The 14,240-nt window shown below is 58.3% G+C and carries 14 protein-coding genes; 6 read left to right on the forward strand and 8 right to left on the reverse strand.

Annotated features, from left to right (window positions below; all coding sequences use genetic code 11):
* Window positions 1–78 precede the first annotated feature (78 nt).
* Complete coding sequence (olsC, locus tag FS819_RS11585; RefSeq protein ID WP_156546880.1) at window positions 79–909, reverse strand: ornithine lipid ester-linked acyl 2-hydroxylase OlsC; 831 nt, start codon at window positions 907–909, stop codon at window positions 79–81.
* A gap of 296 nt (window positions 910–1,205) precedes the next feature.
* Between olsC and FS819_RS11590 the strand changes: the two genes are divergently transcribed.
* From FS819_RS11590 to FS819_RS11605, 4 genes are all read left to right on the forward strand, one after another.
* Window positions 1,206–4,583, forward strand: coding sequence for a hybrid sensor histidine kinase/response regulator (locus FS819_RS11590; protein WP_156546882.1), 3,378 nt, complete (start codon window positions 1,206–1,208; stop codon window positions 4,581–4,583).
* 261 nt (window positions 4,584–4,844) lie between these two features.
* Window positions 4,845–5,813, forward strand: a complete 969-nt coding sequence (locus FS819_RS11595) for a response regulator (protein WP_234624521.1) — start codon at window positions 4,845–4,847, stop codon at window positions 5,811–5,813.
* 28 nt (window positions 5,814–5,841) lie between these two features.
* A complete protein-coding gene (locus tag FS819_RS11600) occupies window positions 5,842–6,477 on the forward strand; it encodes an HAD-IA family hydrolase (protein ID WP_156546884.1) in 636 nt (211 codons plus the stop codon).
* Between the two features lie 35 nt (window positions 6,478–6,512).
* Window positions 6,513–7,058 (forward strand): AAA family ATPase, encoded by a 546-nt coding sequence (locus FS819_RS11605; protein ID WP_156546885.1) that lies wholly within the window; start codon window positions 6,513–6,515, stop codon window positions 7,056–7,058.
* A gap of 50 nt (window positions 7,059–7,108) precedes the next feature.
* Here the strand turns inward: FS819_RS11605 and FS819_RS11610 are convergent, their stop codons facing one another.
* Window positions 7,109–7,594, reverse strand: coding sequence for a protein kinase (locus FS819_RS11610; protein ID WP_156546887.1), 486 nt, complete (start codon window positions 7,592–7,594; stop codon window positions 7,109–7,111).
* A gap of 624 nt (window positions 7,595–8,218) precedes the next feature.
* A complete protein-coding gene (locus tag FS819_RS11615; RefSeq protein WP_156546888.1) occupies window positions 8,219–9,109 on the reverse strand; it encodes a LysR family transcriptional regulator in 891 nt (296 codons plus the stop codon).
* Window positions 9,110–9,227: 118 nt separating this feature from the next.
* On the opposite strand from FS819_RS11615, the gene FS819_RS11620 reads away from it, so the two are divergent.
* Together FS819_RS11620 and FS819_RS11625 are read left to right on the forward strand one after the other, a co-directional pair.
* Window positions 9,228–9,953 carry an SDR family oxidoreductase gene (locus FS819_RS11620; protein ID WP_156535368.1) on the forward strand — a complete coding sequence of 242 codons (726 nt, stop codon included), beginning with the start codon at window positions 9,228–9,230 and terminating at the stop codon, window positions 9,951–9,953.
* Window positions 9,950–10,207, forward strand: a complete 258-nt coding sequence (locus tag FS819_RS11625; RefSeq protein ID WP_234624535.1) for an Atu4866 domain-containing protein — start codon at window positions 9,950–9,952, stop codon at window positions 10,205–10,207. Before FS819_RS11620 ends, FS819_RS11625 begins: the two co-directional genes overlap by 4 nt.
* Window positions 10,208–10,360: 153 nt before the next feature.
* Here FS819_RS11625 and minE read toward each other — a convergent pair whose 3' ends face one another.
* The 5 genes from minE to FS819_RS11650 all read right to left on the reverse strand — a co-directional run bounded on the left by minE (window position 10,361) and on the right by FS819_RS11650 (window position 14,199).
* Window positions 10,361–10,621 carry a cell division topological specificity factor MinE gene (gene minE, locus FS819_RS11630; RefSeq protein WP_015916929.1) on the reverse strand — a complete coding sequence of 87 codons (261 nt, stop codon included), beginning with the start codon at window positions 10,619–10,621 and terminating at the stop codon, window positions 10,361–10,363.
* On the reverse strand, window positions 10,618–11,433 hold the full coding sequence (gene minD, locus FS819_RS11635; RefSeq protein ID WP_015916930.1) for a septum site-determining protein MinD: 816 nt from the start codon (window positions 11,431–11,433) through the stop codon (window positions 10,618–10,620). Before minD ends, minE begins: the two co-directional genes overlap by 4 nt.
* Window positions 11,434–11,565: 132 nt before the next feature.
* Complete coding sequence (minC, locus tag FS819_RS11640) at window positions 11,566–12,366, reverse strand: septum site-determining protein MinC (RefSeq protein ID WP_156546892.1); 801 nt, start codon at window positions 12,364–12,366, stop codon at window positions 11,566–11,568.
* Between the two features lie 229 nt (window positions 12,367–12,595).
* The gene (locus FS819_RS11645) at window positions 12,596–13,711 is read right to left on the reverse strand and encodes a branched-chain amino acid ABC transporter substrate-binding protein (protein WP_156535364.1); all 1,116 of its coding nucleotides are present in this window, start codon (window positions 13,709–13,711) and stop codon (window positions 12,596–12,598) included.
* Window positions 13,712–13,845: 134 nt separating this feature from the next.
* Window positions 13,846–14,199, reverse strand: a complete 354-nt coding sequence (locus FS819_RS11650; protein ID WP_015916933.1) for a DUF6867 family protein — start codon at window positions 14,197–14,199, stop codon at window positions 13,846–13,848.
* Window positions 14,200–14,240: the final 41 nt, after the last annotated feature.

Raw genomic sequence — 14,240 nt, forward strand, 5'->3', positions numbered from 1 at the left:
ATGGCCTGTCTGGTTGACCAGAACCCGACAGGCTTTCGCTGATACACCGAAATATGGTGCGTATCGAAACGACGCTTATCAGCCTGTTGTGCTGTTGCGCAGCTTTTCCGCTTCGGCGTAGAACTTCTTTTCCCACTCATTGTGGTTGTCGAGCCCTTCGCGGATGAAGGGCGTGAAGATCGCCATGTTCATCAGCGCCCAATTGACCAGACGAGCCGGGAATTTCAGCGGTTTGGCGAAATCGACGAACAGCACGACGCGGGTTTTATCCGTATGGTTCCAGGCTTCGTGCTCGTAGGCATCGTCGAAGATCAGCACTTTGCCCTCTTCCCAGTGGCAGATCTGATCCTTGACGCGAATGGCAATCTGGTCGCGCGGCTCCGGCACGATCATCCCCAGATGCAGGCGCAGCACGCCGTTATAGGGGCCGCGATGGGCGGGCAGATGCTTGCCGGGTTCAAAAATCGAGAACATGACAGTGGTCAGGCCGGGAATGGACTGCATGGCCTTCCAGGTTTCCGGGCAGGCCTTGATATTGGCCTCGGACTTCACCCCGAAACCAAGCAGGAAGAAGGTCTTCCAGCGATTGTCCGTGGAAATCGTCTTCACATCGGTGGAAATATCCTGAAAGCTTGGCAGCTCGCTCTGGCGCAGCAGGATCTGGTCCAGCTCGGCGCGAATGGCCGGATAGGCCTTTTCCACCTCTGCCACCCAGGGGAAAGTGGCATTGTCATAGACCGGCGGATTGCCAAGCTTGGCATATTTATAATTCAGCTTTTCCGCCCAGGCGACGATGCCCATGAAAAACCGGGTAATGCGGCTTGGCCGATCCATCGGCTGAATGCCCGATGTGCCGAAGGCTTGTTCATTGTCCGCACCGGTCGAAGTCTGAGAGGCTGGCATATCCATCGGTTCACTTTCTGATGCAACAATTCCGTACAGCGGCGCCGATTACACCGGCGCAGGCGTTGAAAAACCCAAACGCCTGAAAAATGGAAAAATAGAGGCAAACCGGATTTCGTCCAGCCGCCAAAGCCCTGTCACCCCGGATCGGGTGAAATCACTGTGACAATTCCAGTGTCCAGCGCAATGGAAAAACAGCAGGAAGCGGCGCGAACATCGCCAAGCACCCTTGCAAAACCCCCGGCTTGCCGTGACAGTATCCATCCATCCTGTTTCCCATCAGAAAGCACCCGATTTCCGGCATGGCCGCACGCCAACGCATCATTCCCGTCCGACGCCAATATAACCGCTGGGTGGCCGACCAGACGTTGGAAGATTATGCGCTGCGCTTTACCGCCAAAAGTGCGCGCCGATTTTCCTCCAGCCGGATTTCCCAAACCGCGATCGGGGCGATTTCCTTTCTGGCATTGGAAGCGATCGGCGGCACGATCACGCTGTCCTACGGCACCACCAATGCGTTTTTCGCCATTCTGGTCGCCGCCGTCCTGATGCTGCTGGTTGGCCTGCCAATCAGCCGTTATGCGATCCGCGAAGGCGTCGATATCGATCTTCTGACAAGAGGCGCTGGCTTCGGCTATATCGGCTCGACGCTGACCTCGCTGATCTATGCCAGCTTCACCTTCATGCTGTTTGCCATCGAAGCCTCGATCATGACCGGGGCCTTGGCGCTGGCCTTCGGCATTCCCCCCTCGATCGGCTATATTATTTCGGCTGTTGTCGTCATTCCGCTGGTCACCTACGGCATTCAGCTAATTTCGAAATTCCAGCTTCTGACCCAGCCGATCTGGATCGTGCTGAATATCGCGCCCTTCGTGTTCATCGCCTTTCAGGACTGGGAGAAATTCGATCTCTGGCGGGCCTTTGCCGGCATTCACCAATCCAATGCCGGAACGCAAAGTATCGCACCCTTTCGGCTCGCCGATTTTGGCGCCGCCTCCGCCGTCATCCTGGCATTGATGCCACAGATTGGTGAGCAGGTGGATTTTCTGCGCTTCCTGCCGCCGGAGGGCGGGCGCAAGCTGCACCATCGTTTCATGGTATTTCTGGCCGGTGCAGGTTGGGTGGTGCTGGGCGTGCCAAAGCTGCTGGCCGGTTCCTTCCTCGCCGTGCTGACACTCTCGACCGGTGTCAGTCTGAGCGAGGCCGCCGATCCCGCCCATATGTATCTGGCCGCCTTCGGCTATATCCTGCCCAATGAGACGCTGGCCATGCTGCTAATGGTCGCCTTCGTGGTGGTGTCGCAGCTGAAGATTAATGTGATGAACGCCTATGCAGGCTCGCTCGCCTGGTCGAATTTCTTCTCCCGCCTCACCCATAGCCATCCAGGCCGAGTGGTCTGGCTGGTGTTCAATGTCGGCATCGCGCTGCTGTTGATGGAGCTTGGCATCTACCGGCTGTTGGAAGCCACCCTCGGGATCTTCTCGATCATTGCCATGGCCTGGCTCTGCACCATTTCCGCCGATCTGTTCATCAATAAGCGGTTGGGCCTTGCACCACCGGGCATCGAGTTCAAGCGCGCCCATCTCTATGACATCAACCCGGTCGGCTGCGGCACGCTGTTGATTTCGGCAGGTCTGGCGCTCACCGCCCATTTCGGCCTGTTCGGGCCGTTGATGGCCTCGCTCTCCACCTTCGTGACGCTGGCCGCTTTCCTGATTTCGCCGCTGATCGCCTGGGGAACCAAGGGCAAATTCTATCTGGCCCGCAAGCCGCGCCATGCCTGGAAAAACCTTGGCCATATCACCTGTTCGATCTGCGAACATCCGTTCGAGCCAGAAGATATGGCCTGGTGCCCGGCCTATGCCGCGCCGATCTGTTCGCTGTGCTGCTCGCTGGATAGCCGCTGTCATGACATGTGCAAGCCGAAGGCGCGGCTAAACACCCAGGTCGGCACCGTCGCCCGCACTGTGCTGCCCAGCACGGTGATCGAGAAGCTGACGACCCGGCTTGGTCGCTATGCGATGACCAGTGTCGGGGCGATTTCGCTGGTCGGGGCGATCTTGGCGCTGATTGCCCATCAGGTCTCCGCCGCCTCGCCAGAAACCGAAGTGGTGGTCAATGCGACGATCCTGATCGTGTTCTTCGTGTTTTCGGTGATTGCCGGCATCGCCACGTGGTTCTACGTGCTGGCCCATGACAGCCGACTGGTGGCAGAAGAGGAATCCTATCGCCAGAACAGCCTGTTGTTGAAGGAAATCGCCGCCCACCGCAAAACCGACGCCGCGCTTCAGACCGCCAAGGAAACGGCCGAGGCCGCCAACCGCGCCAAGAGCCGCTACGTGGTTGGCCTCAGCCATGAATTGCGCACCCCGCTCAACGCCGTGATGGGCTATGCGCAGTTGCTGGAGCAGGATGAGACCATTCCCGCGCCACGCCAATCGGCAATCAAGGTGATCCGCCGGTCTGCCGACCATCTTTCCGGGCTGATCGATGGGCTGCTGGATATTTCCAAGATCGAGGCTGGACGCTTACAGGTGTTTTCCGCCGAGCTGAACATCCATGATTTCCTCGATCAGATCCTTGATATGCTGCGCCCGCAGGCCGAGGCCAAGGGCCTGACCTTTACCCACACCCGCGCCAAGAACCTGCCGCAATATGTGCGCGCCGACGAGAAAAGGCTGCGCCAGATTCTCGTCAATCTATTGTCCAACGCCATCAAATTCACCGATGCGGGTACGGTCAGTTTCGACATCGCCTATCGCAGCCAGGTCGCCAGCTTCACGGTGACCGATACCGGGCGCGGCATTGCGCAGAAAGACCTGAGCCGGATCTACGAACCCTTCCAGCGCGGCGAGGCCGACAATATCCGCCCCATGCCGGGGCTGGGGCTGGGGCTAACCATCACCAAGCTGCTCACCAATACGCTGGGCGGCGAAATTGCCGTGGAGAGCGAGAAGGATAAAGGCACGACCTTCCGGGTGCGGCTGATGCTGTCTTCCGTCGACCGGCCCAGCACCGCGCCCAAGGCGGAACGCAAGATCCTCTCCTATGACGGCCCGCGCCGCACCATCGTCGTGGTCGATGACAATGAGGACCACCGAGAGTTGATGCGCGAGGCGCTGGCGCCCCTGGATTTCATCGTGCTGACTGCCACTGGTGGGCCGGATTGTCTGGCGCTGATCGAAGGTGTCAAACCCGATCTTTTCCTGGTCGATATTTCCATGCCGGGTATGAATGGCTGGCAATTGGTCGAGCGGCTGCGCGATGCTGGGCAGAGCGCGCCGATCCTGATGCTGTCGGCCAATATCGGCGACGGCGCGGTGCGCGAACCAGGCTCCGGTGGCCATAACGACGCCATCCCCAAGCCCGTCGACGTGAAAATGCTGCGTGACAAGCTGGCCCGCCACCTGAAACTACGCTGGCTCTATGCCGAAGACATGCCCCCGCCCGCCTCCGCCTTGCCCGCTGGTACGCCGCGCGACCCCGGCCTTGCCCACCGCGAGGACCTGCGCAAGCTGGCCGAAATCGGCTATATCAGGGGCTTGGAAAACAAATTGCAGGAACTGGCCAAGACACCGGATATGCTGCCCTTCACCGAGGAACTCCGCCCCTTCGTACAGGCTTTCGACATGGCCGGGCTGATTGCCTGTCTTGATCGCTATCAGGAGGGCAAGGCATGAGCGTGCAGAGGCCATCGCCCAACCGCCAATCCATTGCCGGTCTTGCGCCGAGGCATCCCCCAGCCGATCTCCCCACCCGAGGGGGAGATGGCCGGCAGGCCAGAGGGGGGCGACTTGGTGTAAAGGCTTGTTTTACGCAACGCCTCACTCCGTGGCCTGGCTTCGCCCCCCTCATCTCCCTGCCGGGATCTTCTCCCCGATGGGGAGAAGAAGCGTGCCGACGCCCCGTTCGTTCCGCTCGCCTTAAGGAAAGAATCCGCCGTGGCTGAACCAACCTCCCCCCGCGATATCATCCTCCTGGTGGATGACAGCCCGGAAGCGCTGGGCTTTTTAACCGATGCGCTGGAACAGTCAGGCTTTTCCGTGCTAATCGCCACGTCAGGCCAAGGGGCGCTGGGCATTGTCGAGAGGATCAGCCCCGACCTGATCCTGCTGGATGCTGTGATGCCCGGCATGGATGGGTTCGAGACCTGCCGACAGATCAAGGCCAATCCGGCGGTGGCGCAGGTGCCTGTCATCTTCATGACCGGCCTCAGCGAAACCGAACATGTGGTGCATGCGCTTGACGTCGGCGGCGTCGATTACCTAACCAAACCGATCAATATCGATGAGCTGCGCGCCCGCATCCGCGTGCATCTCGCCAATGCCCGGTCCGCCCAAAGCGCCCGTGTCGCGCTGGACGCCGCAGGTCGCCACCTGCTGGCCTTGCGCGCTGATGGCAGCCTGCTGTGGTCCACGCCGCAAGCCAGCCGCCTGATCACCACCGCCACCGGCCGCGAGGACGGGCTGGACACGGTGATCAAGGCGATTGGCGAGTGGATGCAGGCCCGCACAGCCACGATTTCCACCGCCAATCCCGCGACCGCCCCCAATAGCCAACCCGCAGGCGCATCCCGCGACGCCGCCCTGACCTTGCCACTCGAAAACCACCCTGCCCTGCAAATCGCCTATCTCGGCGCCATGGCCGCCGACGAATATCTGTTTCGCCTCAGCGCGACCAACCCGCACCGCGAAGACGAACGCCTGCGCCAGGCCTTCGGCCTCACCCAGCGCGAATCCGAAGTCCTTCTCTGGATCGCCCGCGGCAAACCCAACCGCGACATCGGCGAAATCCTCGGCCTCGCCGCGCGCACGGTGAACAAGCATCTGGAACAGATCTATGTGAAGCTAGGCGTGGAAAACCGGGCGTCAGCGGCGGTGAAGGCGGCGGCTGTGTTGAGGGTGGAGTGAGGCACTTAATCAGATCGGACTATGAACTTTGACCGATATTTGCATCATATTTGATTTGGACGGCACACTTGTTGACAGTGAAACCCTCTGTAATCAGGCCTTTGTTGACCTTCTGCCAGCGCTTCGAGATCCAGTGGAGATATTGGTGGAAAGATATCGCGGCAAGAAACTTGCAAGCATATTCATTGATATCGAAAAGCGAATTGGAGCTAGGCTTCCAAGCGATTTTGAAAAACACTACCGCCAGCGTGTATCTGAACTTTTCGAGTCCGATTTAAAGCCGATACCCGGCGCTATATCCATGCTCGAGCAGGCAAACTACGCAAAGTGTATAGCCTCGAGTGGACCACCTGCAAAAATAAGACAGGCCCTAGAAATTACAGGACTTGCGCAGTATTTTGGAAAAAATATCTTCAGTTCCTACGATATAGGGACATGGAAGCCAGAGCCCGGCCTTTTCCTCCATGCAGCAAAAGCAATGGGCTTCTCGCCACATCAATGCGGCGTCGTTGAGGATAGTGATGTTGGGATAGAAGCGGCAATCGCCGCACAGATGCGAGTATTCCACTACAGTCGAGATATCCCAAAACCCTCTCCTACGGCGGTAACAAGAATATCCGACCTGGGCCAATTGAACGCACATATCAAACAGACTTGGCCCTGAACGACCTGTGCCACTTCTTGCAAAAGAGCCTCGCCATGAACCGTTTCGTCATCCTCTCCGGCTGCTCCGGCGGCGGCAAATCCACGTTGCTCTCAGCCTTGGCTGCAAAAGGCTATGCCACCATGGAAGAACCCGGCCGACGCATTGTGGCGGAGGAACAGGCCGGAGATGGCAAAGCCCTGCCCTGGATCGACATGGCCGCCTTCGCCCACCGCGCCATTGCCATGGCGCAGGAAGACCGGGAACGAGCGGCATCTCTACCCGGCTGGGTGTTCTTCGACCGCAGCCTGATCGACGCCGCCACCGCGCTGAAAGCTGCGACCGGCGATGAGACACAATTGAACGCGCTCAAGCAACAGCACCGCTACCACGCTCGCGTTTTTCTCACCCCGCCATGGCCGGAAATTTACAGTAAGGATGCCGAGCGTCAGCATGATCTGACCGCAGCAGAGGAAGAATATCAGCGCTTGCTCGAAGCCTATCCGGCGCTTGGATATGAGGTGATTGTGTTGCCAACAGTGAGTGTTGTGGAGCGTGTGGAGTTTGTCTTGGCAATGCTTCAGCACCCAACCGAAAGGTAAAACCGGTTTTGGGTGATGGTCAGGATATTTTTGCCCGACTGGGCTTATTCTTACGCATCCGGATTGGTGCTGTGGGCGTTTCGCTGGCTGGCGAGGAACTCTCGCCCGCGCCGAAGGGCAACCCCCGGATCGGACCCACGGTGATATTCCTCAAGGATGATCTGGGTAATCTGTTGGCGCACCTCGCTTCTGCCCAGGTCTGCCCCGTCGGCCACGGAACTCTCTTGCGGATTGAGCAACCGGCGGGCGTCCTCCAGCCGATGTTGAAGATTGGTGGCGGCGTCGAGCAGCATATGGTCCATCTCGTCGCCCGGCTCCGGCATATCCTCCGGTCTCAGTCGGAAGTGCTGCGGTGGCGAAAGATGGTCCCCGGAGGGGACTGGACCGTCTTCCCCCGTCTTCTGCCTGTAGCGCAGCACCAGCGCCAGCACGGTCGCCACGAAAACCGGTGGCACGACGATAACAAGAGCTTTCACCCAATCGGATGTCGATTGCCACGTATCGAAAAGATCAGCCCAGAAATTGTAATCCGCCATTGTCCATTCCTCCCACGCTTGAAAACGAGCGATCACCAGAGAACTGTCTCTGGTGATCGGGGAGTTCGTAAGCCGGTAAAAAAACGACCGCCTCGACCTTTAAGCCGAAGCTCTGGACATACGCCGAGGCCTCCCCGACCATAGAGAATGGTAGAGAGCGAACCGTATAGACACAGTTCACCACCTCAGCCACAAACCTATGGCTGAGGGGTGTCATTTTAACGATCGACACTGACCGTTTTTAACCGGGGTTACGACGCCCCAAGACCGGCTCGTTACAACCGATCTCACCCTTGTCTTAGCGCATAACGAGTGAGAAGGAAAAGAGGGGTTGGTGCGATTTTGAGCGGGGGAAATCGGTGGCGTTGTGCGTGGCGTTTACCCCCTGTGTCCTGCCGGACTTGGCCCTTCGCATGGCTCCGGGCGTTCGTCAGTACAATCGATCCACTGGATCGATTGTTTGGCTGCGCCGACCCTTCCTCACCTCACCTCAAGGGAGGAGATCGGATGATAGGGCAGAGGGGATATCTTGCACCAAGGGCCACCATCCCAAGCCAAAAGAATTCCCCATGAACCGTGTCGTCATCCTGTCCGGCTGCTCCGGCGGCGGCAAATCCACGTTGCTCATGGCTTGCGGCGCAGATGATCAACCAGTGCGGCCAGTTTGGGGGCCATGTTGCGGCGACTGGGATAGTAGAGATAAAAACCTTGAAAGCGCGGGGAATAATCCTCCAACAGCGGCACAAGCTGGTTTTGCTCGATCAAGGTACGGAAACTTTCCTCCATCCCAAAAGTGATACCGGCTCCGGCCACCGCCAGGTTAATCATCAAGGCCATGTCATTACTGGTGATATTGGGGGCAACATCAACGCTGAACTCCTGCCCATTTTCAGCAAACTCCCAACGATAAGGTGCCATCCTCGGCGACGGACGCCAGCCGATACACCGATGATCCGCCAGTTCACGAGGATGCGAAGGCACAGCAAACCGCTCAAGATAGTGGGGCGCGCACACGGCCAGCTGCCGCTGATCCCCAGACACCCGCAGCGCAATCATGTCCTGCGAAATCACTTCGCCAAGCCGCACGCCGGCATCATAGCCCTCAGTGACAATATCGAATTCCTCATCCGTGACAGTCACATCAAGCTGAATCTCCGGATATTTTTCCAAAAACCCTGCCAGCAATGGGCCGGAGAGAAACCGGTTGGCAATGGAGGAAACAGCAAGCCGCAGTTGACCACGCGGGCGCTCACTCAGATCCGCCGCCCGCTCCACCGCCGCCCGCATTTCGGCAAGTGCTGGTGCGACCTCTTCATAAAGCCGCTCGCCCGCTTCCGTCAGATTCACGCTGCGGGTCGTGCGTAGCACAAGCGCAATGCCCAAACGCTCTTCAAGGCGGTTCAAAGTCTGGCTAACGGCAGAGCGCGTGACCCCCATGCGATCGGCAACGGCGCGAAAATTCTTCTCTTCGGCAATCAGCAAAAACACAGAAAGCGCGTTCAGATCCAGCAGCATTGGTTATTTTTTCTTTCCAAAATGTCAATCAATAGACAGCTTATCACAACAATGATGCTGATCTATCTTTTTGCCAACAGCAAAACGGCTGTTTGACGCAAGAGAAGGAAACATCGCCATGTCTTTCAACAAGGTCGTTCTGATCACCGGTGCATCCAGCGGCATTGGTGCCGCCATTTCCCGCAAATTGGCCGCAGCCGGAGCAAAGGTTATGCTCGGCGCACGCCGTACCGACCGTCTGAGCGCACTTGCACAGGAGATCGAAGCCGCAGGTGGAGAGGTTCTCACCCGCCGCCTGGATGTTACAGACCGCGTCGATGTTGCCGCTTTTGCAGAAGCTGCGCGGCTTGCCTGGGGGCGCGTTGACGTGATCGTTAACAATGCGGGCATTATGCCGCTATCGCTCATGGCCTCCATGAAAGTGGATGAGTGGGACCGGATGATTGACGTGAACATCAAGGGCGTGTTGCACGGCATTGCCGCCGTGCTGCCGGGCATGACAGATCGCGGCTCTGGCCATATCATCAACATCGCATCGATTGGCGCATTGGCGGTTTCGCCAACAGCCGCGGTCTATTGCGCCACCAAATTTGCAGTGCGGGCGATTTCCGACGGTTTGCGGCAAGAGTGCCAGAACATCCGCGTGACCTGCATCCACCCCGGCGTGGTGGAAAGCGAACTGGCCGATACCATCACCGACCCGATCGCCGCAGACGCGATGAAAGCCTACCGGGCCATCGCCCTGCAACCAGACGCCATTGCCCGCGCCGTGCTCTATGCCATCGAACAGCCTGATGATGTTGATGTGAATGAAATTGTCGTGCGCCCCACCCGTGCGGCATAGAGAGCGCCATGCCCCATCAAAACCATGCATTTTCGGGCCTGTGGATCACCGCAGATGGCCATATCAGCCACGAACTTCTGCCAAATGGACGCTATGACGAGGCCCGAGGCGATCGCAAAAGTGCTTATCAGGGCAGCTACGTCATGACCGGCAATCACATAGATTACCGGGACGACACCGGATTTACCGCAGATGGCGACTTTATTGACGGCGTCTTGCACCATGCCGGCATGATCTTGTATCGCCAGCTGTAAGGCGAGCAAACAGCGCGATATAACGGTGGTCGTCGATCTATATTCATAGGATGCGCATGTCTATTGAATGAAAACAGCCGCAAAGCTTCCACTTTGCGGCTGAAAAATCTCATATCGGCTTCAGGCCAGCCACACCGGCCAGCCCTCACCCCATCAAGCCGCCAAGGCTTGAGCATCCCGTGGAATTTCCACATCGATCTCCAGGATCGACACGTGCTCGTCACGGTCAACCTTGATGCGGACCTTGTCGGCATCGACTTGGACGTGCTTGGAAATCACGGCCAGGATTTCCTCGCGCAGGATGGCGACGAGGTCGGAGCCTTGGGCGGCGCGTTCGTGGGCGAGAAGGACTTGCAGCCGTTCGCGCGCCATCGGCGCCGAGGTTGGCCTGCGGAATAGGTTGAAGATGCTCATGCGGCCCTCCGTGCGAAAATCTTGCCGAACAGGCCACGCTTTTCCTCGGGCATGGAAACCGGAATTTCCTCACCGGCCAGACGGCGGGCAGCTTCGAAATAGGCCTGGGCAGGAAGGCTTTTAGCATCGGCCAGCGTCACCGGCGCGCCAATATTGGAGGCTTTCAGCACATCCATGCTTTCCGGGATAATGCCGAGCAGCGGGATGGAGAGGATTTCCAGGACGTCCTCGACCTTCAGCATATCGCCGCGCTGGGCGCGGACGGCATCGTAACGGGTCAGCAGCAGGTGCTTTTCCATCCGCTCGCCGCGCTCGGCCTTCAGGGTCTTCGAATCCAGCAGGCCGATGATTCGGTCCGAATCGCGCACCGAAGACACTTCGGGATTGGTGACGACCACGGCGACATCGGCGTGGCGCATGGCCAGCGTCGCACCGCGTTCAATCCCGGCCGGGCTATCGCAGATCACCCAGTCGAAATGCTTTTTCAGCTCGGTAATTACCCATTCCACGCCTTCGGGCGTCAGATTGTCCTTGTCGCGGGTTTGCGAGGCCGGCAGCAGGTACAGCGTATCGACCCGCTTGTCGCGGATCAGCGCCTGCGGCAGCTTAGCATCGCCCTGGATGACATTGACGAGATCGTAGACCACCCGGCGCTCGGCACCCATGACCAGATCGAGATTGCGCAGACCGACATCAAAATCGATGACGACAACCTTGTCGCCGCGCTGGGCAAGTGCCGCACCAAGGGCAGCCGTGGAGGTCGTCTTGCCGACGCCGCCCTTGCCTGATGTCACAACGATGACCTTCCCCATTTCATTCTCCTGTCTTTCGCCGCATGCGGCACAAGCTTCGGGTCGCGCTGGACCAAATTTCCAGCGTATTAAACGTCAACTTTAACCAGCGGAGTCGGCGTCAAGCTGACGTCCGCACGGCTCAAACCAGCATCAGGCCATTTTTTCAGCCTTGATGACATCGTCTTCCAGCCAGAGCTGGACAGGCTTGCCCAGCAATTCCGGCGGCATGTCCTCGGCCATCTTGTAGATGCCGTCGATGGCCAGCAGCTCGGCCTCCATCTTGCGGCAGAAAATCCGCGCCGATGCATTGCCAACCGATCCCGCCATCGCCCGGCCCCGCAAGGCGCCGTAGATATGGATCGACCCACCGGCAATGATTTCAGCGCCTGAGGCAACCGAGCCGATCACCGTCACATCGCCTTCGGTGAAAATCACCGACTGGCCAGAGCGCACCGGCTCACGCAGCAGCAAGGATTGCACCACGGAACGGGCCTGCGGCGCGGTCATCACCGCCTGGGGTGTTTCAGTCTCGCTGCTCTCGTCGGTCTTGCCGGAGGCTTTCGTGGCTTTACCAGTCTTTTTCTTGTCTTCGGCCGGTGATGATTCAGGCTCGGCCTTCGGCACGTCAACATCGGACACCGGACGGCCACCCTTGAGGATCGGCGGCATGCCGCGTTCCACCATCGAGGGGCGCGCGCCTTCCAGACCCATAATGCTGACATTGCGGCTGGACAGCTCGGCGATCAGTGCCTTCAGCTCATCCCGGCTGATCGCCAGTTCCGCCACATCCAGAACCACCGGACGGCCAAGGAAGAACCCGGCTGAGCGCGAGGCCAGATCGTCCAGCCTTTCCAGCCAGTTATCGACCGGCAGGTCCGGTGAAAGCACCACCGCCAGAAACGAGCGGCCTTTGATGCGGATTGAGCGGGGTTCTGTTAGCACTTCGGTCATCTTTATGAACAAATCGTTGAGATGGTTTACGGCTGATTTGGTTAACAAAAGGTTAACGCAGCTCTTTAATCCGTTAAGACAACCGATATGGATGATGCTAATTGGCTATAATATTCAAATCGTTAGAAAATAAATCTTGCGGTTGCACGCAAATGTCACTCACGCGTGCAATGCAAAAAGCCCGGCGCAAGGCCGGGCTTTCCTAAGCTATCAACAAAGCTGATCGAAATCAGTTTTCGAAGTAGGAATACTTGCCGTCAGGGCCTTTCTTCCAGGTGTACATCACGTAGTCGGGACGGGTGATGTCGCCCTTGGCGTCAAAGCCGATCGAACCGATAACGGTCGTGAACGGCCCCTTGGCCTTCATGGTTTCAGCAACCTTTTCAGCATCGGTGGAACCGGCAGCCTTGGCAGCGTCTGCAATGATCTGCAGGGCGGCATAGGAGTAGAGCGTGTAAGCTTCTGGCTCAAAACCAGCGTCGCGGAACTTCTTGACGACGTCCTTGGCGTTCGGGTTGTTACGTGGATCCGGCGGGAAGGTCATCAGCGTTCCATTGACGGCGTCGCCAGCAATCGAAGCCAGTTCGTTGGAGGTGATGCCGTCGCCGGACATCATCGGCGCCTTGACGCCCTGGTCAGCCATCTGACGCAGGATCAGGCCAGCTTCCGTGTGCAGACCGCCGTAATAAACGATGCCGACACCAGCTTCCTTCATCTTGGCGATCAGGGCCGAATAGTCCTTTTCACCAGGGGTGATGCCTTCGTAGATGACTTCCTTGACGCCCAGACCATTCATGGCCTTCTTGGTTTCGTCGGCAAGGCCCTGACCGTAAGGGGTCTTGTCATGCACGACAGCAACCTTCACGCCCTTGAACTTTTCGGCAATGTATTTGCCGGCAACAGCGCCCTGCTGGTCATCACGACCGCAGGTGCGGAACGTGTTCCACATGCCGCGTTCGGTGAATTTCGGATTGGTGGAGGCTGGCGTGATCTGCAAAATGCCATTTTCGGCATACACGTCCGAAGCCGGGATCGATACGCCCGAGTTGAAGTGGCCGATCACATATTTGACGCCATCGGCGACGAATTTGTTGGCAACGGAAACGCCCTGCTTGGCATCCGACACGTCGTCGCCGAGCACGATCTTGATCTTTTCGCCATTGATGCCGCCGGCTGCGTTGATATCGGCAGCGGCCTGTTCGGCACCCTTCTGGAGCTGTGCGCCGAAAGCAGCGTTCGGGCCTGTCAGGGGACCGCCGACACCGACGATGATGTCAGCCCAGGCGGTGCCGCTGAAGGCAACCATGGCTGTCAGCGCCACGGCTGAAAGAAGCGACTTCTTCATTCTGATACTCCCAGTTTTTAGGGCGGGCTTCATTCGATCCCCCGCGCAACACCCACCTAGATTGCGCCGGAAAACTCTTCCACTCTTTATTATTGCAATTTCCCCGGCCATCAGAGGCGAGAAAGACGGTGCTGTCAATCTTTCTTCTTCCAGGAAAGTGGGGAAGTTTTTTCATAGAGCCAGTAATAGTTACCGGCCATCTGGCGAGTGCGTCGCTGGCGGAAACCGACCATCGAAAACACCAGCAGAACGACAAAATCCATCGCGTAAAGACCGAGATCCAGCATCGGCCCTGCGAACAGCGCATGGTGGAGAAACCGCATGACCAGCGCCAGCAGCAGCGTGTAGATCACCACCCGGCCATAGCCTTCCCAGTTTTCGGCAACGGCCTTGCCGGTGCGCCATGCGGTCCAGAAACCGAGCAGCACCACGAGGAAACGCAGCACCATCCGCACCTGGTCATCCGTATCGAAAAACAAACCCTGCATGTCTTTTCCCCTCCGGGGTCTTTTTATCCGCAGTTTATCGG

This window comes from Allorhizobium sp. Av2 (assembly GCF_021462805.2).
Taxonomy (GTDB): domain Bacteria; phylum Pseudomonadota; class Alphaproteobacteria; order Rhizobiales; family Rhizobiaceae; genus Allorhizobium; species Allorhizobium vitis_G.

What these genes read in the sequence shown, in the direction of transcription:
- olsC (WP_156546880.1), bottom strand. Translation starts at nt 909, where the DNA reads ATGGATATGCCAGCCTCTCAGACTTCGACCGGTGCGGACAATGAACAA.
- FS819_RS11590 (WP_156546882.1), top strand. Translation starts at nt 1,206, where the DNA reads ATGGCCGCACGCCAACGCATCATTCCCGTCCGACGCCAATATAACCGC.
- FS819_RS11605 (WP_156546885.1), top strand. Translation starts at nt 6,513, where the DNA reads ATGAACCGTTTCGTCATCCTCTCCGGCTGCTCCGGCGGCGGCAAATCC.
- FS819_RS11610 (WP_156546887.1), bottom strand. Translation starts at nt 7,594, where the DNA reads ATGGCGGATTACAATTTCTGGGCTGATCTTTTCGATACGTGGCAATCG.
- FS819_RS11615 (WP_156546888.1), bottom strand. Translation starts at nt 9,109, where the DNA reads ATGCTGCTGGATCTGAACGCGCTTTCTGTGTTTTTGCTGATTGCCGAA.
- FS819_RS11620 (WP_156535368.1), top strand. Translation starts at nt 9,228, where the DNA reads ATGTCTTTCAACAAGGTCGTTCTGATCACCGGTGCATCCAGCGGCATT.
- minE (WP_015916929.1), bottom strand. Translation starts at nt 10,621, where the DNA reads ATGAGCATCTTCAACCTATTCCGCAGGCCAACCTCGGCGCCGATGGCG.
- minD (WP_015916930.1), bottom strand. Translation starts at nt 11,433, where the DNA reads ATGGGGAAGGTCATCGTTGTGACATCAGGCAAGGGCGGCGTCGGCAAG.
- minC (WP_156546892.1), bottom strand. Translation starts at nt 12,366, where the DNA reads ATGACCGAAGTGCTAACAGAACCCCGCTCAATCCGCATCAAAGGCCGC.
- FS819_RS11645 (WP_156535364.1), bottom strand. Translation starts at nt 13,711, where the DNA reads ATGAAGAAGTCGCTTCTTTCAGCCGTGGCGCTGACAGCCATGGTTGCC.
- FS819_RS11650 (WP_015916933.1), bottom strand. Translation starts at nt 14,199, where the DNA reads ATGCAGGGTTTGTTTTTCGATACGGATGACCAGGTGCGGATGGTGCTG.